18 protein-coding genes are annotated in these 21,884 nt (G+C 72.8%); 6 read left to right on the top strand and 12 right to left on the bottom strand.

What is annotated here, in order from left to right:
• Nucleotides 1-33 precede the first annotated feature (33 nt).
• The 3 genes from ACGF3I_RS06700 to ACGF3I_RS06690 form a co-directional block, all read right to left on the bottom strand.
• The gene (locus ACGF3I_RS06700) at nt 34-2,376 is read right to left on the bottom strand and encodes an ATP-binding cassette domain-containing protein (RefSeq protein WP_393129502.1); all 2,343 of its coding nucleotides are present in this window, start codon (nt 2,374-2,376) and stop codon (nt 34-36) included.
• A 36-nt stretch (nt 2,377-2,412) separates the two neighbouring features.
• On the bottom strand, nt 2,413-3,435 hold the full coding sequence (locus ACGF3I_RS06695) for an LLM class flavin-dependent oxidoreductase (protein ID WP_393129501.1): 1,023 nt from the start codon (nt 3,433-3,435) through the stop codon (nt 2,413-2,415).
• A gap of 137 nt (nt 3,436-3,572) precedes the next feature.
• Complete coding sequence (locus tag ACGF3I_RS06690; RefSeq protein WP_393129500.1) at nt 3,573-3,794, bottom strand: dodecin; 222 nt, start codon at nt 3,792-3,794, stop codon at nt 3,573-3,575.
• A gap of 247 nt (nt 3,795-4,041) precedes the next feature.
• Here ACGF3I_RS06690 and ACGF3I_RS06685 point away from each other — a divergent pair, with 247 nt between their 5' ends.
• The 3 genes from ACGF3I_RS06685 (at nt 4,042) to ACGF3I_RS06675 (ending at nt 7,464) form a co-directional block, all read left to right on the top strand.
• Entirely contained in the window at nt 4,042-5,289 is a 1,248-nt protein-coding gene (locus ACGF3I_RS06685) for an extracellular solute-binding protein (RefSeq protein ID WP_393129721.1), read from the top strand.
• Between the two features lie 104 nt (nt 5,290-5,393).
• On the top strand, nt 5,394-5,891 hold the full coding sequence (locus tag ACGF3I_RS06680) for a peptidylprolyl isomerase (protein ID WP_393129499.1): 498 nt from the start codon (nt 5,394-5,396) through the stop codon (nt 5,889-5,891).
• A gap of 211 nt (nt 5,892-6,102) precedes the next feature.
• The gene (locus ACGF3I_RS06675; protein WP_393129498.1) at nt 6,103-7,464 is read left to right on the top strand and encodes an NAD(P)/FAD-dependent oxidoreductase; all 1,362 of its coding nucleotides are present in this window, start codon (nt 6,103-6,105) and stop codon (nt 7,462-7,464) included.
• Here the strand turns inward: ACGF3I_RS06675 and ACGF3I_RS06670 are convergent.
• From ACGF3I_RS06670 to ACGF3I_RS06640, 7 genes are all read right to left on the bottom strand, one after another.
• Complete coding sequence (locus tag ACGF3I_RS06670) at nt 7,444-8,322, bottom strand: cytochrome c oxidase assembly protein (protein ID WP_393129497.1); 879 nt, start codon at nt 8,320-8,322, stop codon at nt 7,444-7,446. The two genes, ACGF3I_RS06675 and ACGF3I_RS06670, sit on opposite strands and share 21 nt — an antisense overlap.
• A complete protein-coding gene (locus ACGF3I_RS06665; protein ID WP_393129496.1) occupies nt 8,322-8,825 on the bottom strand; it encodes a DUF2243 domain-containing protein in 504 nt (167 codons plus the stop codon). Before ACGF3I_RS06665 ends, ACGF3I_RS06670 begins: the two co-directional genes overlap by 1 nt.
• Nucleotides 8,826-9,162: 337 nt before the next feature.
• Nucleotides 9,163-10,125, bottom strand: a complete 963-nt coding sequence (gene egtD, locus ACGF3I_RS06660; RefSeq protein ID WP_393129495.1) for an L-histidine N(alpha)-methyltransferase — start codon at nt 10,123-10,125, stop codon at nt 9,163-9,165.
• Nucleotides 10,125-10,877, bottom strand: a complete 753-nt coding sequence (gene egtC, locus ACGF3I_RS06655) for an ergothioneine biosynthesis protein EgtC (protein ID WP_393129494.1) — start codon at nt 10,875-10,877, stop codon at nt 10,125-10,127. The genes egtD and egtC overlap by 1 nt, the downstream gene beginning before the upstream one ends.
• Nucleotides 10,877-12,178 carry an ergothioneine biosynthesis protein EgtB gene (egtB, locus tag ACGF3I_RS06650; RefSeq protein ID WP_393129493.1) on the bottom strand — a complete coding sequence of 434 codons (1,302 nt, stop codon included), beginning with the start codon at nt 12,176-12,178 and terminating at the stop codon, nt 10,877-10,879. Before egtB ends, egtC begins: the two co-directional genes overlap by 1 nt.
• Nucleotides 12,175-13,428, bottom strand: a complete 1,254-nt coding sequence (gene egtA, locus ACGF3I_RS06645) for an ergothioneine biosynthesis glutamate--cysteine ligase EgtA (RefSeq protein ID WP_393129492.1) — start codon at nt 13,426-13,428, stop codon at nt 12,175-12,177. Before egtA ends, egtB begins: the two co-directional genes overlap by 4 nt.
• Before the next feature lie 192 nt (nt 13,429-13,620).
• A complete protein-coding gene (locus ACGF3I_RS06640) occupies nt 13,621-14,082 on the bottom strand; it encodes a type II toxin-antitoxin system PemK/MazF family toxin (protein WP_393129491.1) in 462 nt (153 codons plus the stop codon).
• Nucleotides 14,083-14,153: 71 nt separating this feature from the next.
• On the opposite strand from ACGF3I_RS06640, the gene ACGF3I_RS06635 reads away from it, so the two are divergent.
• Nucleotides 14,154-15,206, top strand: coding sequence for a glycosyl hydrolase family 18 protein (locus tag ACGF3I_RS06635; RefSeq protein ID WP_393129490.1), 1,053 nt, complete (start codon nt 14,154-14,156; stop codon nt 15,204-15,206).
• 12 nt (nt 15,207-15,218) lie between these two features.
• Here the strand turns inward: ACGF3I_RS06635 and ACGF3I_RS06630 are convergent, their stop codons facing one another.
• Complete coding sequence (locus ACGF3I_RS06630) at nt 15,219-17,960, bottom strand: sugar-binding domain-containing protein (protein WP_393129489.1); 2,742 nt, start codon at nt 17,958-17,960, stop codon at nt 15,219-15,221.
• Between the two features lie 344 nt (nt 17,961-18,304).
• Nucleotides 18,305-19,480 (bottom strand): ROK family protein, encoded by a 1,176-nt coding sequence (locus tag ACGF3I_RS06625; RefSeq protein WP_393129488.1) that lies wholly within the window; start codon nt 19,478-19,480, stop codon nt 18,305-18,307.
• Between the two features lie 157 nt (nt 19,481-19,637).
• Here ACGF3I_RS06625 and ACGF3I_RS06620 point away from each other — a divergent pair, with 157 nt between their 5' ends.
• Nucleotides 19,638-21,086 carry an APC family permease gene (locus ACGF3I_RS06620; protein WP_393129487.1) on the top strand — a complete coding sequence of 483 codons (1,449 nt, stop codon included), beginning with the start codon at nt 19,638-19,640 and terminating at the stop codon, nt 21,084-21,086.
• Nucleotides 21,087-21,237: 151 nt separating this feature from the next.
• On the top strand, nt 21,238-21,837 hold the full coding sequence (locus tag ACGF3I_RS06615) for a helix-turn-helix domain-containing protein (RefSeq protein WP_393129486.1): 600 nt from the start codon (nt 21,238-21,240) through the stop codon (nt 21,835-21,837).
• Nucleotides 21,838-21,884: the final 47 nt, after the last annotated feature.

Raw genomic sequence — 21,884 nt, 5'->3', positions numbered from 1 at the left:
GTCAACTGACCTGCGGAGCAAGGGAGTCGGTACCTACGCTCCCGCCAGAACCTTCGCGAGATAGGGCGCCGTCCGGCCCGCCCCCGACGCCGCGATCGTGGACGGAGTGCCCGCGGCCACCACCCGGCCGCCCTCGTCGCCGCCCCCCGGACCGAGGTCCAGCACCCAGTCGGCGCCGGCGACCACGCGCATGTCGTGCTCGACCACGACCACCGTGTGGCCCGCGTCGACCAGGCCGTGCAGCTGGCGCAGCAGGATCTCGGTGTCGGCCGGGTGCAGCCCGGTCGTCGGCTCGTCCAGGACGTACAGCGTGTGCTCGCGGCGCCTGCGCTGCAACTCCGTGGCCAGCTTGATGCGTTGGGCCTCGCCGCCGGAGAGTTCCGTGGCTGGCTGGCCCAGCCGGAGGTAGCCGAGGCCCACGTCGAGGAGGGCGCCCAGGCTGCGCGCGGCGGCGGGGGTGTCCGCGAAGAAGCCGGCCGCCGCCTCCACTGTGAGGTCCAGCACCTCGGCGATGGTGCGGCCCCGGTGGGTCACTTCGAGCGTCTCGGGGTTGTAGCGCGCACCGTGACAGTCCGGGCAGGGCGCGTAGGTGCTGGGCAGGAAGAGCAGCTCCACCGACACGAAGCCCTCGCCCTGGCAGGTCTCGCACCGCCCGCCCGGCACGTTGAAGGAGAAGCGGCCCGCCCGGTAACCGCGCGCCTTCGCCTCCCCGGTCTCGGTGAACAGCTTGCGCACGACGTCGAAGAGACCCGTGTACGTGGCGAGGTTGGAGCGCGGAGTACGGCCGATCGGCTTCTGATCCACCCTCACCAGGCGTCCCACGCCCGGGAGTTCATCGGTCAGCGCGTCCACCAGCGTGGACTTGCCGGAGCCCGAGACGCCCGTCACCGCCGTGAACACGCCCAGCGGGAACGACGCGTCCACGCCGCGCAGATTGTGCCGGGACACCCCGGTCAGCTCCAGCCGGCCGGAGGGTTCGCGGACGGTGCGGGGCGCAACGGGGGAGCGGTCGAACAGGAAGCGCCGGGTGGCCGACTCCGCGACCTCCGCGAGCGCCTGCGGCGGCCCGCTGTGCAGCACCCGGCCCCCGTGCTCCCCGGCCAGCGGCCCCACGTCCACCAGCCAGTCCGCGTGCCGCACCACATCGAGGTGGTGCTCGACGACGAACACCGAGTTGCCGGCCGCCTTCAGCCGGTCGAGGACCGTGAGCAGCGCCTCCGTGTCGGCCGGGTGCAGACCGGCCGACGGCTCGTCCAGCACGTACACCACGCCGAACAGCCCCGAGCGCAGCTGGGTGGCGAGCCGCAGGCGCTGGAGTTCACCCGCCGAAAGGGAGGGCGCGGTCCGGTCCAGGCTCAGATAGCCGAGGCCCAGCTCCACGACCGGTGCGATGCGCGCGAGCAGATCACCGGTGAGGACGCCCGCGGTCGCCCCGTCGCCCGCCGACGACAGCACATCGGCCAGTGTGGTGAGCGGAACGGAGACGAGGTCGTCGATCGTGCGGCCCGCGAACGTCACCGCGAGTGCTTCGGGGCGCAGCCGGCGCCCTTCGCACACCGGGCAGTCCGCCGCGGTCAAGAACCGTTCGGCCTTCGCCCGCAGGGTCTGGCTCCTGCTCTCCGCGAACGTCTTCAGCACATGGTGCCGGGCACTGAAGTACGTTCCCTGGTACGGGCGTTGGATGCGGTCGGCGTCACGCACCGGGTGCACCGTCACCACCGGCCGCTCGTCGGTGAACAGGATCCAGTCCCGGTCCTCCTGGGCGAGCTCGCGCCAGGGGCGGTCCACGTCGTACCCGAGCGCGTCGAGCACGTCGCGCAGGTTCTTGCCCTGCCAGGCGCCCGGCCAGGCGGCGATGGCGCCCTCGCGGATCGACAGCGACGGATCGGGGACGAGCAGTTCCTCGGTGGTGCGGTGGACCCGGCCGAGGCCCTGGCACTCGGGACAGGCCCCGACCGCCGTGTTCGGCGAGAAGGCGTCCGAGTCGAGGCGCGCCGCCCCCGCCGGATAGTCGCCGGCCCGCGAGAACAGCATGCGCAGCGAGTTGGACAGGGTGGTCACCGTGCCGACCGAGGAACGCGAGGTCGGCGCCGAGCGGCGCTGCTCAAGCGAGACGGCGGGCGGCAGCCCCGAGATCTCGCCGACGGCGGGCGCCCCCACCTGGTGGATCAGACGGCGCGCGTACGGCGCGACCGACTCGAAGTAGCGGCGCTGCGCCTCGGCGTAGATCGTGCCGAACGCCAGCGAGGACTTCCCCGACCCGGAGACGCCGGTGAACACGGCGAGACAGTCCCGCGGAATGTCGACGTCCACCGCGCGCAGATTGTGCTCCCGCGCACCACGGACACGGACGTACGGATCAGAGGGGCTTTGCATACCCAAAGCCTACGGCCGGGCGCCGGTCGGAGATCTTCAGGCCCGGTCGCCCGGCACCGAACCGGTGATACGGGCGAGCCGGCGGTAGGAGTCGAGCAGCGCGGCACGGTCGTAGGTGCTCGTCGTGACGAGGAACTCGTCGGCGCCGCTGCGCCCGATGACCTTCTCCAGGGCGTCCGTCACCTCCTCCTCGGTCCCGTACACCGGCCCGCGCAGCGCCTCCTCGTACAGACCCCGCTCGCGGTCGGTCATCGCCCGGGACAGCACCTCGTCGGGCGGGATCAGTGCGGGGAAGGCGCCGTGGGTGCGCGCGTACGCGGTCGACCACGCCTCCGGCAGCAGGATCCGGCGGGCCTCCTCGGTGGTCCCCGCCACGGCGACCGTGCCGGACACGACGATGTAGGGGCGCTCGGCCTGCGCGGAGGGACGGAAGGCCGCGCGGTAGTCGTCGATGGCCCGCAGCATCGCGTCCTCGCCGCGCACGTCGGCGATGACCAGGGGCAGCCCCGCCTCGGCGGCGACGGCGGCGCCCCGCCCGGTGGCCAGGACGAACGCCGGCACCGTAAGCCCCTCGGCGGGGCGGGCGTGGACCTGGGGGTGGACGCGCTGGCTGCCGTCGAAGTAGCCGAGCAGCTCGGCCAGCTGTCCGGCGAAGTCGTCGGCGTCCTGCCTGCCCCGGCCGAGCGCCCTGCGGATGCCGTCGGTGAAGCCCACGGAGCGGCCGAGCCCCATGTCGATCCGGCCGGGGAAGAGGGCTTCGAGCACCCCGAACTGCTCGGCCACGACCAGCGGTTGGTGGTTGGGCAGCATCACACCGCCGGTGCCCACCCGGATCGTGCGGGTGGCCGAGGCGACGGCCGCGGCCAGCACGGCGGGGGCCGATCCCGCGACGCCGGGCACCGAGTGGTGCTCGGCGACCCAGAACCGGTGGTAGCCGAGCCGCTCGGCCTCGACGGCCAGCGCGACCGTGTCCCGCAGCGCCTGCGGTCCGTCGTGCCCGGCGCGCACGCGCGAGCGGTCGAGTACGGAGAAGGGGGTCGTCGCGATCACTGGGCTCACACCCTCTTCAACGCCCGCGGCGCGCCGTGATTCCCGGGGCCCGCAGCCCCGGCCGCGAGCGCGAGGGCCACGCCCGACGCGTCCTCCGCCCGACCGGTGCCTGACGCGTCCCCCGCCCGACCGGTGCCGGGCCCGCGTCAGACCTCGGTGTCGTCGTCCAGGCGGAAACCGACCTTGAGCCCGACCTGATAGTGCTCGATGACGCCGTTCTCGATGTGCCCGCGCACCTGGGTGACCTCGAACCAGTCCAGGTTGTGCAGGGTCTGCGCCGCGCGGGCCACGCCGTTGCGGATGGCCTGATCCACGCCTTCGTGGGAGGTGCCGACGATCTCGCTGACGCGGTACGTGTGATGGGACATGGAGGTGCTCTCCTCTCGTCGCGTACCTCCACCGTGCCCCACCCGGCCGTGGTCCGCGAGACAGCGGCCGGGCCGGACCCCGGGCACGGCCGTGTTCCGGTGGCCGGAAAAGTTCGGTCCCGCCAGGCCTTGACCCCCCGAATGGTCCATACCAAACTCACGAGCCACGCCCGAACAAGCCATCACGCTTGCCCCCACATCGGGTCATGACTGCTTGCCCACACGCAGAAAGTGACCTTTCGTGAGGATCCAACGCGCTCTCGCCCGCTTCGCGGCCCTGGTGTCCCTGTGTGCCGCCGGTGCCTGCGGCACACTCCCCGGATTCGGTGACGACACGACCGAGGTGACCGTCTGGCTGATGCGCAACAGTGCCTCCGACGACTTCGTGCAGCGCTTCAAGCACGACTTCGAGAAGGAGCACGAGAACGTCGCACTCGATGTCCGGATCCAGGACTGGACCGGCATCGGCGCGAAGATCGACAGCGCCCTGGCCGGCGGCACCGCCCCGGACGTCATCGAGGTCGGCAACACCCAGGTGCCCCAGTACGCGGCGAGCGGCGGGCTGCTCGACATGACCCTGGAGTCGATCCGCGACTGGGGCAGCGACGCCTGGCTGCCCGGCCTGGCCCAGCCCGGCAACGTGGACGGCATGCAGTACGGCATCCCCTGGTACGCCGCGAACCGCGTCGTGATCTACAACAAGGACCTCTTCGGGGCCGCCGGCATCACCAGGCCCCCCAAGGACCGGGCCGAGTGGCTCGCCGACACCGCCAAGCTCAACTCCGGCGGCAACCAGGGGATTTACCTCGCCGGACAGGACTGGTACACCCTCGCCGGCTTCGTCTGGGACGAGGGCGGCGAGCTCGCCCGGCCGGACACCGGCGACTGGAAGGGCACGCTGGACAGCCCCGCCGCGCTGCGCGGCATGGAGTTCTACCGGCAGCTCCAGGCGCTCGGCAACGGGCCGAAGAACGCCGACGAGGAGACTCCGCCGCAGGCCGGTGTGTTCGCCAAGGGCCATGTCGCCCAGATGATCGCGGTACCGGGCGCCGCCACCGCCATCGAGAAGGCCAACCCGGCACTCGCCGGCAGACTCGGCTACTTCCCGATCCCGGGCCCCACCGAGGCCAAGCCGGGCGCGGTCTTCACCGGCGGCTCGGACCTGATCATCCCGCGCAGGACCCGACACCGCGCCCAGGCCGTCCAGGTCGTCGCGGCGCTGGCCGGTGAGAAGTGGCAGACCGACCTCGCCGCCACGATGAACTACGTGCCCAACAAGTCGAGCCTGGCGCCCGCCGTCGAGGGCCGGCCCGGCACCGCCGCCATGGCCCGGGGCGCGGCCCAGGGGCGGGCCACCCCCAACTCGCCCCAGTGGCCCGCCGTGGAGGCCGAGAACCCCATCAAGCCGTACATGACGGCCGTCCTGAACGGGGCCGATCCGAAGCGGGCCGCGAAGGCCGCGTCCGACCGGATCACCAGCCTCCTCTTCCCGTGAACCGGCCGCGGGGCCGCGGCCCCGCGGCCCGGTTTCGCGGCGCGCGAAGGCACGGGGGCGAGCCGGGGTGCGAGGCGCGCGGCGACGGATGTCAGGATGGGGCCATGCAGAACCAGAACGTTTACTTCGACATCACCATCGACGGCAAGGACGCCGGCCGCATCGTCTTCCGGCTCTTCGACGACGTCGTCCCGGAGACCGCGCGCAACTTCCGCGAGCTCGCCACCGGCCAGAACGGCTACGGCTACGCCGGGTCCTCCTTCCACCGCGTCATCCCGGAGTTCATGCTCCAGGGCGGCGACTTCACCCACGGCAACGGCACCGGCGGCAAGAGCATCTTCGGCGCCACCTTCAACGACGAGAACTTCTCGCTCAAGCACGACCGGCCGTTCCTGCTCTCGATGGCCAACCGCGGCCCGAACACCAACGGCTCCCAGTTCTTCGTGACCACCGTCGTCACCCCCTGGCTCGACGGCAAGCACGTCGTCTTCGGCGAGGTCGTCGAGGGCCAGGACCTCGTGCGGCAGATCGAGGGTCTCGGCAGCGGCAGCGGTGCCCCGCGCGCCACCGTCGTCATCAGCAAGAGCGGCACCGTCGCCTGACGTCGGCCCCCGCCACCACCGACGGCGCCGCCCGCCCGGAACCCCCGGCCGGGCGGCGCCGTTTTCCGTCACCGGCGGACGCGTTCGGTGGTGCGCTGGAGCTCCGTTGATCACTATGGGTGTGTTGACGAACGCCGGTCAGGGGCACTCGGGCCATGGACGGGCCCTGTTCTCGTCCTCGTTCGCAGGTCCCAGGGAAAGGACGCACACCGTGGCACGACCGAGGATTCTCGTCGTTGGCGCCGGCTTCGCCGGGGTCGAATGCGTACGGCGCCTGGAACGCCGCCTCCAACCGGGAGAAGCGGAAATCTCCCTGGTCACCCCGTTCTCGTACCAGCTCTATCTGCCCCTGCTGCCCCAGGTCGCCTCCGGGGTCCTCACCCCCCAGTCGGTGGCCGTGTCGCTTCGGCGCAGCGCCAAGCACCGCACCCGGATCATTCCCGGCGGTGCCATCGGCGTGGACCCCAAGGCGAAGATCTGCGTCATCCGCAAGATCACCGGCGAAACACTCGACCAGCCGTACGACTACATCGTTCTGGCCCCCGGCAGCGTGACCCGCACCTTCGACATCCCCGGCCTCGTCGAGCACGCCCGGGGCATGAAGACGCTCGCGGAGGCCGCCTACATCCGCGACCACGTCATCTCGCAGCTGGATCTCGCAGACGCCAGCAACGACGAGGAGGAGCGCGCCTCCCGGCTGCGCTTCGTCGTGGTCGGCGGCGGCTACGCGGGCACCGAGACCGCGGCCTGCCTCCAGCGGATCACCACGCACGCCGTCAAGCGCTACCCGCGCCTGGACCCCCGGCAGATCAAGTGGCACCTCATCGACATCGCGCCCAAGCTCATGCCGGAACTCGGCGACAAGCTCGGCAAGGCCGCCCTCGACATCCTGCAGAAGCGCGGCATCGAGGTGTCGCTCGGCGTCTCCATCGCCGAGGCCGGCGCCGACAAGGTCACCTTCACCGACGGCCGTGTGCTGCCCTGCCGCACCCTCATCTGGACGGCGGGTGTCGCCGCGAGCCCGCTGGTGGGCACCCTGGACGCGGAGACCGAGCGCGGCCGGCTCCTGGTCACCCCCGAGATGACCGTGCCCGGGCTCGACGGCGTGTTCGCGCTCGGCGACGCGGCGGCCGTGCCCGACCTCGCCAAGGGCGAGGGCGCGTTCTGCCCGCCGACCGCACAGCACGCGATGCGCCAGGGCCCCAAGCTCGCCGACAACATCGTGTCCTTGCTGCGGGGCGAGCCAATGCGGCCGTACGTGCACAAGGACCTCGGCCTTGTGGTGGACCTCGGCGGGCGCGACGCGGTCTCCAAGCCCCTGGGCATCGAACTGCGCGGACTGCCCGCCCAGGCGGTGGCCCGCGGCTACCACTGGTCGGCGCTGCGCACGAACGTGGCCAAGGCCCGGGTGCTGACCAACTGGATGCTGAACGCGGTCGCCGGCGACGACTTCGTCCGCACCGGCTTCCAGGCGCAGAAGCCCGCCACCCTGAAGGACTTCGAGTACACGGACGCCTATCTGAGCCCCGAGCAGGTCCGCGCCCACACCGCCTCACTGACCGTACGAGGGTGAGGGCGGCGGCTCCCCGGTCGCACGCTCCCCGGCCGCACGCTCCTCGTGCCACTGCCCGGCGCCGCGCGCCCCGCGCCGCCGCTCGCGCGCGAGGCTCCGGCCGGAGGCCGCGTACCACTGGAACCCGATGACGGCCGCGAGGGCGATGCCCACCAGGTCGCCGCCGTAGTACATGAACTCGGCGGCGGCCCGCAGGTCGTCCGGGGCGAACGCGGTGCCGGGCGGGGCAGCGGCGTACAGCGTCCTCGCGAGGACGCCGTGCGCGGCCCCCGCCCCGATCAGCGCCGCCGACCTGAGGACGAGGCCGTGGCGGCGCGGCAGTGGATCGAGCGCGCACAGCACGGCCGAGAACAGCAGGCCCGCCGCGAAGACGTGCCCGTGGACCAGGACGCCGACCCAGGCCCGCTCGTGTGCGACCGCGAACAGCGGGGTGCGGTACAGGAGCCACAGGCCGCCCGCGTCGAGCAGCGCCGCGGCCACGGGATGCGTGACCACCCGTACCGGCCGCGCGCGCAGCACGGCGAGCAGACGGCGCCGCCCGCCCGGGGGCAGCGACCGCAGGGCGAGCGTCATCGGGCGCCCGAGGACGAGCAGCAGCGGCGCCGCCATGCCCACGGCCAGGTGCTGGGCCATGTGGGCGGTGAAGGGCCCGCCGGGCGGTGTGGTGAGGCAGAGCGCCACCAGCAGGGCGGCGCCGGCCCCGAAGCAGAGGTCCCGCACCCGGGGCAAGCGGTCCCCGCGGCGCCGCAGCCGGGACGCGGCGAGGGCGTGGGCCACCGCGCCGGACAGCGCGAGCCCGGCCGCCGCGAGCGCCCAGGCCCCGGGTGCCGCGCCGCTGTGCTGATGGACCGTCAACATCACGCCGCTGTAGTCGAGTTGAGGCAGTGCCGACGAGCCTGGAGCAGCAGCGCCACGCCCGCCCCGATGAACAGCACGGCGAGGACGTTCCACGTCAGGTCGTACGGGGTGAGGTCCACGTGGTAGCGGATCTGGTGCAGCCGCATCAGCTTGTGCTGCACGGTGCCGTCGTACAGCTGGAACGCCCCGCTTCCGGTCAGGACGCCACCGGCGAGCGCGCGGCCGGCGAGGGCCGCGCGGTGGCGCAGATCGCCGACCATGAAGAGGCCGATGACCACGGCGAACCAGCCGAACGCGTGGAAGAGGCCGTCGGAGACGAGGCCGACGGCAGGGGTCGAGCGGTCGTAGAAGTGGTGCCAGTGCAACAGCTGGTGGAACACGGTCTCATCGACGAAGGCCGCGATGCCCACGCCGATCAGCACGCCCGACCAGGCCGAGCGGGCCATCGGCGGGCGGTCGCGGGGCGGCTGCGGGGTGGCCGGGGAAGAAGACGGGGTCGCCATCGGTGGCACGTCCTCGGGGGGAGAAGGCGGAAGGTCGTCCGACGTGAACAACACATCCCGTCCGCTGCCCGGGGGCGGACGCGGGCAAGCGTTCGAATCAGGCCTTAGTGTGCCCGGGCGGAGACAGGGCGGGGCCCGTACGCGGCGGCCGCCTCGCTCGGCGGCGCGCCCGAGGACCCGCTCCGGTACCGCGCCGTCTCCGTCATGGCCCCGCAGGCGGCGCCCGGCCACTGATCGTCCCGGTGCCGTACGCGGGAGCCCGCGGAGACCGGCGTCGCGGGCCCCGCGGCGCCGGCCGCGCCGCGGAGCCCGCCCGCCCGGTCCGGGCGCGTCCTCGTCAGCCGGCCGTCGCCAGGGACAGCGCGAAGCGCCCGGCGGCGTCGGTCCACCACCGTGAGAGCGTGAAGCCGGCCGCGCCCAGCTCGGCCCGTACGCCCTCCTCGCGGAACTTGGCCGAGATCTCGGTGCGCAGGTCCTCGCCCTCGGTGAAGGTGACCGCGAGGTCGAGTTCGGGGATCTTGACGGTCACGTCGCGACGGGCCCGCAACCGCATCTCGATCCACTCCTCCTCGCGGTTCCACAGCGCGACGTGGGTGAAGTCGTCGGGGTGGAAGTCCGCGCCGAGTTCGCGGTCGATGACGCTGAGCACGTTCTTGTTGAAGGCGGCCGTCACCCCGGTCGGATCGTCGTAGGCGCGGACCAGGACGGCCTCCTCCTTCACCAGGTCGGTCCCGATGAGCAGCGAGTCGCCCGCGGCCATCAACTTCCGTACCGAGGCGAGGAATTCGGACCGCTCCGCGGGCAGCAGGTTGCCGATGGTGCCGCCGAGGAACGCGACGAGCCGGGGGCCCGGCGCCTCGGGCAGTTCGAGGACCCGGGTGAAGTCCGCGATCAGGGCGTGCACCCGCAGCTCCGGGTGGTCGGCCAGGAGGCCCTCGGCCGCCCCGGTCAGCGCGCTCTCGCTCACGTCGACCGGGATGTAGGTGAGGGGCGCGGGCAGCGCGTCCAGCAGGAGCCGGGTCTTCTCGGAGGAGCCCGAGCCCAGCTCGACCAGGGTGTGGGCGCCGGTCGCGGCGGCTATGCCGGCGGCGCGGTCACGCAGGATCTCGCGCTCGGCGCGGGTCGGGTAGTAGTCGGGAAGCCGGGTGATCTCCTCGAACAGCTCGCTGCCGCGCGCGTCGTAGAACCACTTCGGCGGCAGGGACTTGGGGGTCCGGGTGAGCCCGTGCAGCACGTCGGCGCGCAGTGCGGCCCCGGTGGCGTCCTCGGGCAGGGTGCGGGTCAGCTGGAACGGGCGCACTACTGGGGCTCCTTGAGGGGGGTGAGCAGGACATCGGTACGGTCGGCGGTGAGCAGGGTGCGGTCGGGCACCTCGCGCCAGAGCGGATCGTCGTCGTAGGGCTCGGAGGCCACGACGGCGGAGCGGCCCGGCACGTGCCGGTACCACAGGGTGTCGCCCCAGGCGGTCGCGGTGATCGTCGCGCCGTCGGTGAGCAGCAGGTTCAGGCGCGAGCCCGGAGCCGCGACGGCCAGGTCGGTGACGGTGTCGGCCACCGCCTGCCCGGCCTCGTCGCCGTTGTCGAGGCGGTGCAGCACCAGCGCCCACACCAGGGCCGAGTCGCAGCGCGCCGCGAGCCGCAGCAGGGCTTCGGCGGGCAGCGTCGCGGCGAGCCCCGCCGCACTGCCGGGCCATCCCGACAGGGCGCCGTTGTGGCTGAACAGCCAGGGCCCGTGGGCGAACGGCGCTGCCGCCGCCTCGCCGTCCGCGCCCGCCTCGGTCGCGTCACGGACCGCGGCCAGCAGCGTTCCGGTGCGGATCACCCGGGCCAGGTCGGAGAAGTTGAGGTCGGCCCAGATCGGCCCGGACCGCCGGTAGCGGGCGGGCACGGGATCGCCGCCCGTGTACCAGCCGACGCCGAACCCGTCGGCGTTGACCGTGCCGTAGCGCTGGCGCCGCGGCGCCCACGACTGCCGGTGGAGCCCGTGCGCAGGACGCACCAGCACCTCACCGAGGGACAGCGGGTCCCCGGTGTACGCCAGGTGCCGGCACATCAGGCCGCGTCCCGCGCCGTACGGAACCCGGCGAAGATCTGGCGGCGCACGGGCAGGTCCCAGTTGCGGAAGGTGCCGCGGCAGGCCACCTCGTCCACGGAGAACGCGCCGCCGCGCAGCACTTTGTGCTCCGGTCCGAAGAAGACCTCCGAGTACTCGCGGTAAGGGAAGGCCACGAACCCCGGATAGGGCTGGAAGTCGCTGGCCGTCCACTCCCACACGTCACCGATCAACTGGTGTACGCCGAGCGCCGACCGGCCCTGCGGATAGGCGCCCGCCGGCGCCGGACGCAGATGGCGCTGCCCGAGGTTGGCGTGGGCCGGTGTGGGGTCCTCGTCGCCCCAGGGGTAGCGGCGCGAGCGGCCCGTGACGGGGTCGTGGCGGGCCGCCTTCTCCCACTCCGCCTCGGTCGGCAGCCGCCGCCCGGCCCAGCGGGCGTACGCGTCGGCCTCGTACCAGCTGACGTGCAGGACGGGTTCGTCCGGCGGCACCGGCTCGGTCACCCCGAACCGCCTGCGCAGCCAGCTGCCGCCCTCCTGCCGCCAGAACAGCGGTGCCACCAGGCCGTGTTCGCGCACCATCGCCCAGCCTGCCGGCTCCCACCAGCGCTCCTCGCGGTAGCCGCCGTCCTCGATGAAGGCCAGATAGTCACCGCACGTCACCGGGGTGGTGTCGAGGTGGAAGGCGGGCACCACGCGGTGGTGGGCGGGGCGTTCGTTGTCCAGGGCCCAGGGTTCGGTGGACGTGCCCATGGTGAACGGACCACTGGGCACCAGGACTTCGGCGGGCAGGCCCTCGCGGGTGCCGTGCGGCGGCTCGGGCGCGGTGAGGGCCGCCGGGCCGGTCCGCAGCTGATGGGTGATTAGCATCGTCTCGTCGTGCTGCTGTTCGTGCTGCGCGATCATCCCGAAGGCGAACGCCGCATCGGTCAGCGGACCGCCGCGCAACGGGGTGCTCTCCAGGACGTCCAGCGCCCGGCCGCGCACGTCGGACGCGTAGCGGCGCGCCTCGGCCGGGGCGAGCAGCGGCAGGGTGGGTCGGGTGGCGCGGGGATGCTCGAAGGCGTCGTAGAGCGAGTCGATCTCGGGCCGGATGGCGTCCTGCCCCGCGACCGCCCGCAGCAGCCACTGCTCCTCCTGGTTGCCGATGTGCGCCAGGTCCCAGACGAGCGGGGACATCAACGGGGAGTGCTGCGCGGTCAGTTCGTGGTCCTCGACGCTGGAGGTGAGCACGCCGGTACGGGCGCGCGCGGCGGTGAGTGCCGTCAGGGCGCGGGCCCTGAGCAGCTCCGGGTCGGTCATGGGGTGATGTCCTTCGTTGCGGCGGGCGAGGGGGCGTCGTCGGCCGGGCAGCGGCCCCGTACGACGTAACGGTCGGCGAAGGCGGCCACCCGGTCCTGGAGGTCCCGGTCGGCGCCGAGTCGGGGGAGCGCCGCGAGCGCGACGGCGAAACAGGCGGTGGCGGCCTCGCGCAGCTCCGGGTCGGTGAGGCCGTCGCGCGCCGCCGCGGCCCAGAGCGGATTGCGCGGCGCGGGCCGCGAACCCGTGCGCTCGGCAAGGGGTTTGACGACCCGGTACGCGCTCTCGGCCGCCTCCGGATCGTCGAACAGGGCATGGGTCACGGCGAGCGGGACCGTCCACCCGTCGTCGCCGGGCTGTGCGTCGATCATGCGCAGTTCCAGATGGCCGCGCGGCCGCACCGGGGGGAACAGGGTCGTCAGGTGGTAGTCGAGGTCGTCCCGGGTGGGCGGCCGGGGCTCACCGGTGCGCAGCCACCGCCGGAAGGTGAACCCCTCCGGCGCCGACCACGGGCCGTCCTCGGCGCGTACGCACATCACGGGCGCGTCCAGGACGTGCCCCGCCCAGGACGCGCGGGGCGGGGCGTCGAGCGGCGGGGCGAGCGCGCACACCGGGTCGATGTCGCTCCAGTTGGCCTGCCGGACCGACCGGTGACGCAGTGAACCCCCTCGCTGGACGGGGGAGTTGGCGAAGGCGGCGACCAGGACGGCGCCCAGCAGGTGGGCCATCAGCCAGCGCCGCCCGAAGCCGAGCGGGCCGGGCTCCTCGTACCCGGCGTCCAGACACACCTGCACGGAGGCCGAGGCGCACATCATGGCCCGGCCCGCGGGGCCCGTACGGTCGAAGTGGGCCTCCATGGCGTCGTACCGCGCCTCACGCAGCATGCGGCGCGGCGGGTGCCGGGAATCCTGCCCGAGCCCGACGAGCACGAGGCCGCGTTCGGCGAGGGCGGCGCGCACCATGGTCAGATCGGCGGAGACGGTGGAGACGCACTCCATCAGGGAGGTGGCGGGCAGCGAGCTGAGCTCCAGCTGACCGCCGGGTTCCACGGTGAGCGGCGAGCGCACCGGCAGGGCACGCAGGGCCGCGTAGGCGGACCGCAGGCGGTCGTGCGGTACGGGGAGCCGGGCGTCGTGCAGATCGTGGACGAGCCATTCCAGCTCCACGCCGAGGGCGCGTGGCGGACCCGTCTTGAAGCAGATGCATCGCAGCAGGTCCTCGGCCTCTGCTTCGGTCAACTCACGTGCGGTCATGGACGGACGTCCGCCTTTCCGGGGGGCCGGATACACATGCCGTCCCACCTAAGACCCCGTCGCCGCCCGGCACAAGAGCGCCTTTTGTGGCGACGGCCGATTGCGACGGTCCTCCGCCGCCATCATTGCTCCGGCGCCCGGCGGCTGCCACCGCAGGACGGGCCGGCGGCCCGTCCCCGGCCGCGGACGGGGTCAGCGCCAGCCGTACCGCTCGCGCAGCCGCTCGGCCACCAGGGTGAAGCGGGGCAGGTCGAGGGCGCATGCCTCGCGGCGCATGCCCCGTTCGTGCAGGCGCAGCACCCGGTCGAGGTCCACCCAGGACTCGCGGCCCGCCCGGTCCCAGGGGCCCACGCCGATCGCCACCCACTCGCGGTCGTGGTCGTGCCGCTTGCTGGACAGCTGCACCGCCAGCAGCGTGCCCGCCGCCTCACGGGCGACCACCAGGACCGGGCGGTCCTTGCCGCGTCCGTCGTTCTCCTCGAAGGGCACCCAGGTCCAGACGATCTCGCCGGGGTCGGGATCGCCGTCGCGGTCCGGGGCGTAGCCCATGCGCACGGCCCCCACCTCGTGGGGATCGGCCTCGGTGGTGGCGGTCGGTCCGTTCTGGCCGGGCAGCGCGGGACGGTCGGTGTGGCCGTCGAGATATGCGGTCATCCGGACACCGTAGGGCCTGGACGGCCCAACGCGCGGAGCGGGCCGGTCGTGCGCGCCGCAGGCTCGGGAGCATGATCACTCGCTGCCGCGTCCGCGCGCGTCTCGCCGTCCTGGGCGCCGCCGCCGCGCTGTTGACCGCGCTCCTGCCCTCCCGCGCCCTGGCCGCGGAGCCGCTTCCCCCGCCGCGCACCGTCTCCGGCTGGCTCCCGTACTGGGACCAGGAGGGCGCGTACGCCGACGTCCTGCGGCACGCCGCGCAGCTGCACACCGTCAGCCCCTTCTGGTACCGGACGATGGCCGCGGACCGGATCGACGCCCACCCGGGCGGCGGCGAGACGCGCATCATCGACGGGCTGCACCAGGCGGGGATCAAGGTCGTGCCCACCGTGATGGAGACGCTGAAGCCGGGCGAGCTGGCGGCGGTCCTGGGCGACCCGGCGCAGCGCGCCACCCACGTCGAGACCCTCCTGGCCCTGGTGCGCAGCCGCGCTTACGACGGCATCGACATCGACTACGAGTCCATCGCCCCGACCGGCGACGCCGAATACCTCACGGTGCGCGCCGCCTACGCGGCCTTCGCCGGCGAACTCTGCGGCCGGCTGCACGCGCTCGCCAAGCAGTGCGTGCTCACCGTTTCCCCGCAGACCGCGAGCACCGGGCGGATCTGGGACTACGCGGCGATCGGCCGGGCCGCCGACCGGGTCCGCATCATGGGCTACGACCTGCACTGGCAGGGCGGCGCGGCGGGCCCGCTGGCCAGCCCCCAGTGGTACGAGGACATCCTGACCCGGGCCACCGCCCTGATCCCCGCCGCCAAACTGGAAATGGGCCTGCCCGCCTACGGCTGGGACTGGGTGCCGGGCGGCAGGACCCGCCACGTCACCTGGAAGGAGGCGGAGGCGCTGCGGGCCACGGTGGGCGCGCCCTACCGGCTCGACCCCGACTCGCAGACGCCGCACTTCACCTATGAGGAGGGCGGCGCCGTCCGCAGCGTCTGGTACCAGGACGCGGCCGGGGTCGGCGCGGACCTGCCGGTGCTGCGCCGGCACGGCGTGCGCAACACCGCGATCTGGGCCCTGAACTTCGAGGATCCCCAGCTCTGGCCGGTGCTCGGCGGCGTCTGAGGTCGGGGACCGTCAGCCCGCCGGCACGGTCACCGTCGCCGTGTTCCAGCCCGAGACGCGCAGCCGGGGCGGCGAACCGTGCAGGTCCGCCGTGCGGTAGTCCGCCGTCATCGTGGCCGTCTCGCCCGGCCACAGGCTGACCTGGTTGTCCGACCAGCGCACCGGCAGGACCGGCGTGCCGGCCGCGTTCACCAGATGCACATCGGTGAGCAGGGCCGGTGTCGCGCCGGGGCCCGTGCCGCGGAGCGTCACCGTCGTGGTCGACGTGCCGTTCTCGTGGACGGTCGTCGTTCCCGTCGCGCTCACCCCGGCCCGGCGCATCGAGGACAGGCCCTTGAGGTCGGCGTAGGCCGTGGTGGGGGTGTGGAACCAGTCGGTGTGCGCGTAGTCGAGGGTGTCGGGCCGGGTGGAGAGCCAGTACACATTGCGGCTCACCTCACGGCCCGCGGCGTCGGTGAGGACGAGTCTGGCCAGATACGTCGTGGACAGCCCGCGCACCGACGCCGGGACGGTCAGCGCGGTGGTGCTCGCTCCGCCGCCGCCCACGCCCAGACCCGTCACCGTACGGTCGTAGGCGCGCGCGCCGTCGGTGGTGAACAGCGAGACGTGTGCGGTGAGCCCCGAGACCGCGGCCGGGCGGCTGTTGACGACGGTCACCGCGCGGTTGTCGTAGGAGTACTGGATGTGCAGCGGCTCGTTCGCCTTCTTCGCGCCGAAGTACGCACCGCCCTGGTCCAGGTAACGGTCCGTCAACTGCCAGTGCAGCGACGTCCATCCGCTGGTGAACATCCAGTACACGACGCCCGTCGACGGCCTGCTCGCGTCCTTGGCGTTGCGTGCGTACGCCTCGAACTGTGCCCGCACGTTCTCGTACTGCGCGAGCTGCGCCTTGCGCACGTAGTCGTCGAGGCCGGTCGGTGTGCCGTAGCGGCCGGCCAGGGCGTCGTCGTACAGCTTGAGCGTGGCGAAGGTGGTGGAGGGCGAGCGGTGGTACTGCTTCGCCGCGGGGGATTTCCACAGGGTGTCGAGTTCGGCGGGGGACAGCATGCGGCGCAGGGTGTCGAGCGTGGGGACGTCGGGGCCCGCGCTGGTCTCGGAGTTGAAGCCGCTCGCGCCGCCCTCCCGCTTGTCGTACCAGTAGCCGGGCGGCACCCAGTCGTAGGGCCCGGACATCTTCATGCCCGAACTGCCCGTGATCGGGGCCGGGTTGTCGGACGCGGCGGCGACCACCGGGGTCGGCCAGTCGGCGGCCGTGAGGGCGTCCACATAGGTCTTCTCGATCGTCCGGTCGGGCGCGAAGTCGCTGCCGATCAGGAACGAGATGACGCTCGGGTGGTCGCGCAGCCGGGCGGCCTCGGCGGCCATCGACGCCTGCGCGACCGCGTGGTCCGTCGGCGTCCACGGCTCGCCCCGCTCGTCCCCGTTGACCTGCCCCTCCCATTTGTCGCAGCATTCCCAGCCCGGCAGCGTGAGCATCCCGGCCCGGTCGGCGAGGTCGAAGAACTCGTCCGGCTCGATGTGCCCCTCCAGTCGGACGGTGTTGAGCCCGAGGTCGTGCGCGTAGGCCAGCCGGTCCTCCACGGAGCGCTGGTCCCAGCGCAGGAACTCGTCGGGCGACCAGCCGCCGCCCCTGATCAGCAGCGGGCGTCCGTTGATGGCGTACTGACGGGCGCCGTCGGCGTTCAGCGGCGCCTTCACCTCGCGGATGCCGAAGGTCCGGTGCGCCGTGTCGGAGACGGCGCCGGCGGCGTTCGCCGCGGGGGCGGACGGCACGGACGCGGTCAGGTCCAGGTCGTAGAGGGGCTGGGCTCCCATGCCCGCCGGCCACCAGACCCGCGGTGCGGACAGATGCAGTTGGGGGTGGGCGGCCGGGGCGAAGGTGATCTGCTTCGTCTCGTGTGCCGCGAGCGCCACGTCCTGCCGGAAGGCAAGGGGCCCGATGGTGCCGGAGACCGCCGTGGTGACCGGCGCCGCCGAGTCGTTGCGGACCCGGGCCTTCACGGTCAGGTCGGCCGACGCCAGGGACGGCACCGCGAGCGCCGTCACCACGTGCGCGTCGCGCAGCGCGACCGGGCCGCCGCGCCGGACCAGCACGTCGCGCACGATGCCCATGTTCTGGTCGGGCGGGGGCTGAAGCCAGTCGATCCAGCCCATCGTGAGCTGCTTGTCCGGGTCGTTGGGCTGGATCCGGAAGGCCACCGTGTTGGCGCCGGCCCTCACCAACGCGCTGATGTCGAGCTCGTGTTGGGTGTAGGCGCCGGCGACCGCGGCCCGGTCGGCGACCTGGTGGCCGTTGACGTATACATCGGCCGCGGAGATCACCCCGCTGAAGTCGAGGCGGGTGCGCGCGGTGGTGTCCGCGACCGTGAAGTCCGCGCGGTACCACCACGGGACCGCGAAGTCCGCTTTGGGGATCCTCTGCTGCTGGGTGGAGTAGAACGGGTCGGCGTACGTGCCGGCCGCGAGCAGGGCGGCGAGCACGGTGGAGCGGGCCGGCGCCGGATACCACCCGGCGGTCGGGTAGCCCGGGCTCGACACGGCGGCCGGGGAGTCGGTCACCTCGGCGCTCGACCGGATCGCGTAGCCCGCCAGAGCCGTGGCGCTGCCGGGCGCGCCGCCGACCGCGGTGACCGGGACGGGGGCGGAGCGGCCCGCGGGGGCGGCGGGCGGCGCGCCGGCCGTCAGGGCGAGGAGCAGGCCGAGCAACGCGAGGGCCGCGGTTGTGCGGCGCGCGGCGACAGGTCGGTGGAACACGGCGATCTCCCGGGGCTGGTCGGAACATCCACGCATGGAGGCGCTCGCGCGGGAAACACCGCGCATCGCCGCGCGTCGCGTGTCGCCACAAGTAATGAATCCTTACCAACTCACTCGCGAAGCTAGGGGGAGCGAGAGGGCATGTCAATCGCCGGCCCGTCAATTCAGCGGCCCGGGGGTCAAGCCCTGGCCCGGGATCAAGCCCCGGACCGGAATCGAGCCCTGACACGGAGTCAAGCCCCGGCCCCGGATCAAGTTCTGATCCGGGGTCAACCCCCCGGCCCGTGGCCGATCGCCGACCGAGGGGGCGTTACGCGGGGTCGGTACCCCCGGGCCGTCGGGCCTCAGTGCGCCGAGCGCCGTTCGAAGGCCACGTCCCGTGCCGTGCCCAGCGCCGTCGCCACCGCGCCCAGCAGGACCGCGTCCTCCCCGAGCGAACTCGGGCTCACCCTGGGCCGCAGCGGGGTGAGCGCACGGAGCGTCTCGCGCACGGGGCGCAGCAGCAGGTCCGCGCTGTGGCCGACGCCGCCGCCGAGCACCACGAGATCGGGGTCGAGGACGGCCGCGACCACCGCGACGGTGTGCGCGATCCGCTCGCCCTCCAGCTGAACGGCCTTGACGGCGGCGGGAGTTCCCTCACGTGCCGCGTCGAACACGTCCTTCGCGGTGAGCGTGCCCGCCAGGCCGAGCGAACGGGCGGCGGCGACGACCGCGTCACCGGAGACCGCCTCCTCCAGGGTGTCCGGCTTCTGGCCGCCCGGCCACGGCAGGAAGCCGATCTCACCGGCGCCGCCGTGCGCCCCCGTGAAGAGCTGGCCCTCGCTGACCACACCCATGCCGAGCCCGGTGCCGATCATGACGTACACGAAGAGGCGGCTGCCCGCGCCGACGCCGAAGGTGTACTCGCCGAGCGCGGCGAGGTTGGCGTCGTTGTGCACGGCCAGCGGTATGCCGAGCCGCTCCCGCATCTGGTCGAACAGCCCGGGACGGCCCCAGCCGGGAAGGTGCTGGGCGTAGCGGACCCGGCGCTTGTCGGCGTCGTACACGCCCGGCGTGCCGACCACCGCCTGCGCCACCTTGTCCGCGTCCACCCCCGAGCCGCCGACGAGTTGGTGGGCGCTGGTGACGACGAGCTCGGCCAGGGTCGCCGAGGTGCGCGCGTGGTTGCGGACCTCGGAGCGGGCCACCACGGTGCCGTCCAGATCGGCCAGGGCGATGCGCAGCCAGGCCCGGCCGATGTCGATGCCCAGGGCGTAACCCGCCGTGGGGTCGGGGGCGTAGAGCACGGCGGCCCGGCCGCGTTCGGGCACGACCGTGCCGGCCTCACGGACCAGGCCCGCCGTCTCCAGGGAGGCGAGCGCGCTGGAGACGGTCGGCTTGGACAGGCCGGTGTCGCGCGCGAGCTGGGCCCGGGAGGCGGGGCCCTCCGCGCGCAGCCGGTCGAGCAGCAGGCGCTCGTTGGAACTGCGCTGGCGCTGTGGGTTCCAGGGCAGGTCGCCACCCTCGTCGCTGCTGGTCATCCGGTCATTCTCACGCATCGGCCCGAGCGGTTCACTGACGACCCCTTGACGGTGAAAGTAAAGGTACTTAACTTAAGCACGCCCACCGCCGAGGGGAATCCCTGCGCCGCACATCGGCAGTAGCTTCCTTTCCGGCCCCAGCCCAGGGAGGACCCCCGTGTCCGCAACCCCTCCGCCCTCCGGCGGATTCGTCCGCCGGATCGGACTCTTCCAGGCCACCGCCATCAACATGAGCCAGATGTGCGGTATCGGCCCGTTCGTGACCATCCCCCTGATGGTCGCTGCCTTCGGCGGTCCGCAGGCCGTCATCGGCTTCGTCGCCGGCGCGGTCCTCGCGCTCGCCGACGGGTTGATCTGGGCCGAGCTCGGCGCCTCGCTCCCGGGGTCCGGCGGCAGCTACGTCTATCTGCGCCAGGCCTTCCAGTACCGCACCGGGCGCCTGATGCCGTTCCTCTTCGTCTGGACGGCGATGCTCTTCATCCCGCTCGCCATGTCCACGGGCGTCGTCGGATTCGTGCAGTACCTCGGCTATCTGGCGCCTGACCTCGGCGCGACAGCGGGTGACCTCATCGGGCTCGGCATCATCGTGCTCGTGGTCCTGCTGTTGTGGCGGGGCATCGAGAACATCGCCAGGATCACCGCCGTGATGTGGGTCGTGATGATCGCCTCGGTGAGCCTCGTGATCATCGCCGCCGCCACGGACTTCAGTCCCCACCTCGCCTTCCACTATCCGTCCGGCGCCTTCGACATGACGAGCAGTCAGTTCTGGATCGGCTTCGCGGCGGGCCTCACCATCGGCATCTACGACTACCTCGGCTACAACACCACCGCCTACATGGGCGCCGAGATCAAGGACCCGGGCCGCACCCTGCCGCGCTCCATCATCTACTCGATCTTCGGCATCATGACGATCTACCTGCTCCTCCAGATCGGCACGCTCGGCGTGATCGACTACCACCGGATGCTGGACCCCGCCGACATCGCCTCCTCCTCGGTGGCCTCCGCCGTCCTGGAGAAGGCCTGGGGCAAGGGCGCCGCCGACGTGGTGACCGTGCTGATCCTCATCACCGCGTTCGCCTCCGTCTTCGCGGGACTGCTCGGGGGATCCCGGGTGCCCTACGACGCCGCCCGCGACAAGGTGTTCTTCCGGCCCTACGCCAAGCTGCACCCCCGGCACCGCTTCCCGATGCTGGGCCTGCTCACCATGGGCGTCATCACCGCGGTCGGTTTCATGATCGGCCGCCGCACCGATCTGTCCACCCTCATCCAGCTGCTCACCACCGTGATGGTCATCGTCCAGGCGCTGGCCCAGATCCTCGCCGTGACGGTGCTGCGCAAGCGGCAGCCGGCCCTGCGCCGTCCGTACCGCATGTGGCTCTACCCGCTGCCGAGCCTGGTCGCCCTGATCGGCTGGCTCACCATCTACGGCTACTCCGACAAGAACTCGCCCGGTCGCCACCCCATCGAATGGTCGCTCGCCTGGCTGGCCCTGGGCTGCGTCGCCTTCCTGCTGTGGGCCCGCTTCGAGAAGGTGTGGCCGTTCGGGCCGCGCGAGATCCACGAGGAGTATTTGGAGGAACCGGAGGGGGAGGCGCTGGCCGCTTGAGGGGGGCGTTGGCCGGGGGTGACGCCTGGCGGGCTGCCCGGGGTCGTATGCACGGGCCCCGCCCGGTCGTGGTGTGGATGCGCGGGCCGCGCGCGGGGCCGTACGCACCCGCCCGCGGCGCGGGATGCGCAGGACGCATACGGTGTTGCCCATGACGCATGGCGATGGTGACCTGGACGGCCTGGTGCGCAAGCGGATCAGGGCCCTGCGCCTGGCGCAGGGCTGGTCCCTCGACGAGCTGGCCTCACGGGCCAACCTCAGCCAGTCCACGCTCAGCCGGATCGAGAACGGGCAGCGGCGCCTCGCCCTGGACAGCCTCGTCACCCTGGCCCGCGCCCTGGACACCACGCTCGACCAGCTCGTCGAGACGGCCGCCGAGGACGTGGTCTCCAGCCCCGCCATCGACGCCGCCCGCAGCCAGATGCGGTGGCAGGTGAAGGCCGACCCCGGCATGAGCGTCATCCGCCAGCGCATGACGGAGCCGCCGCCCGAGAACCCGACCCGCATGCGGGCCCACCCCGGCCACGAGTGGTTCGTCGTGCTGTCCGGCACCGCGATCCTGATGCTGGGCAACCGCCGCATCCGCGTCGAGACGAACCAGGCCGCCGAGTTCCCCACGATGCTGCCGCACGCCATCGGGGCGGAGGGCGGGCCGTGCGAAGTCCTCGGCATCTTCGACCGCGATGCCCGCCGGGGCCACCAGCGCGGGGGATCCGGGGGGCCCGAGGAGAAGGAGTGGGGACACGGCTGAGGTACCTGGCTTCCCGCCAACTCGACCTGTGAGCTGGGCTGTTGCAT

The sequence above is a fragment of the Streptomyces sp. NPDC048111 genome, assembly GCF_043202815.1.
Taxonomy (GTDB): domain Bacteria; phylum Actinomycetota; class Actinomycetes; order Streptomycetales; family Streptomycetaceae; genus Streptomyces.
Note: the sequence above shows the minus strand (reverse complement) of the source record. Positions and strands in the feature narration are given on the sequence as shown.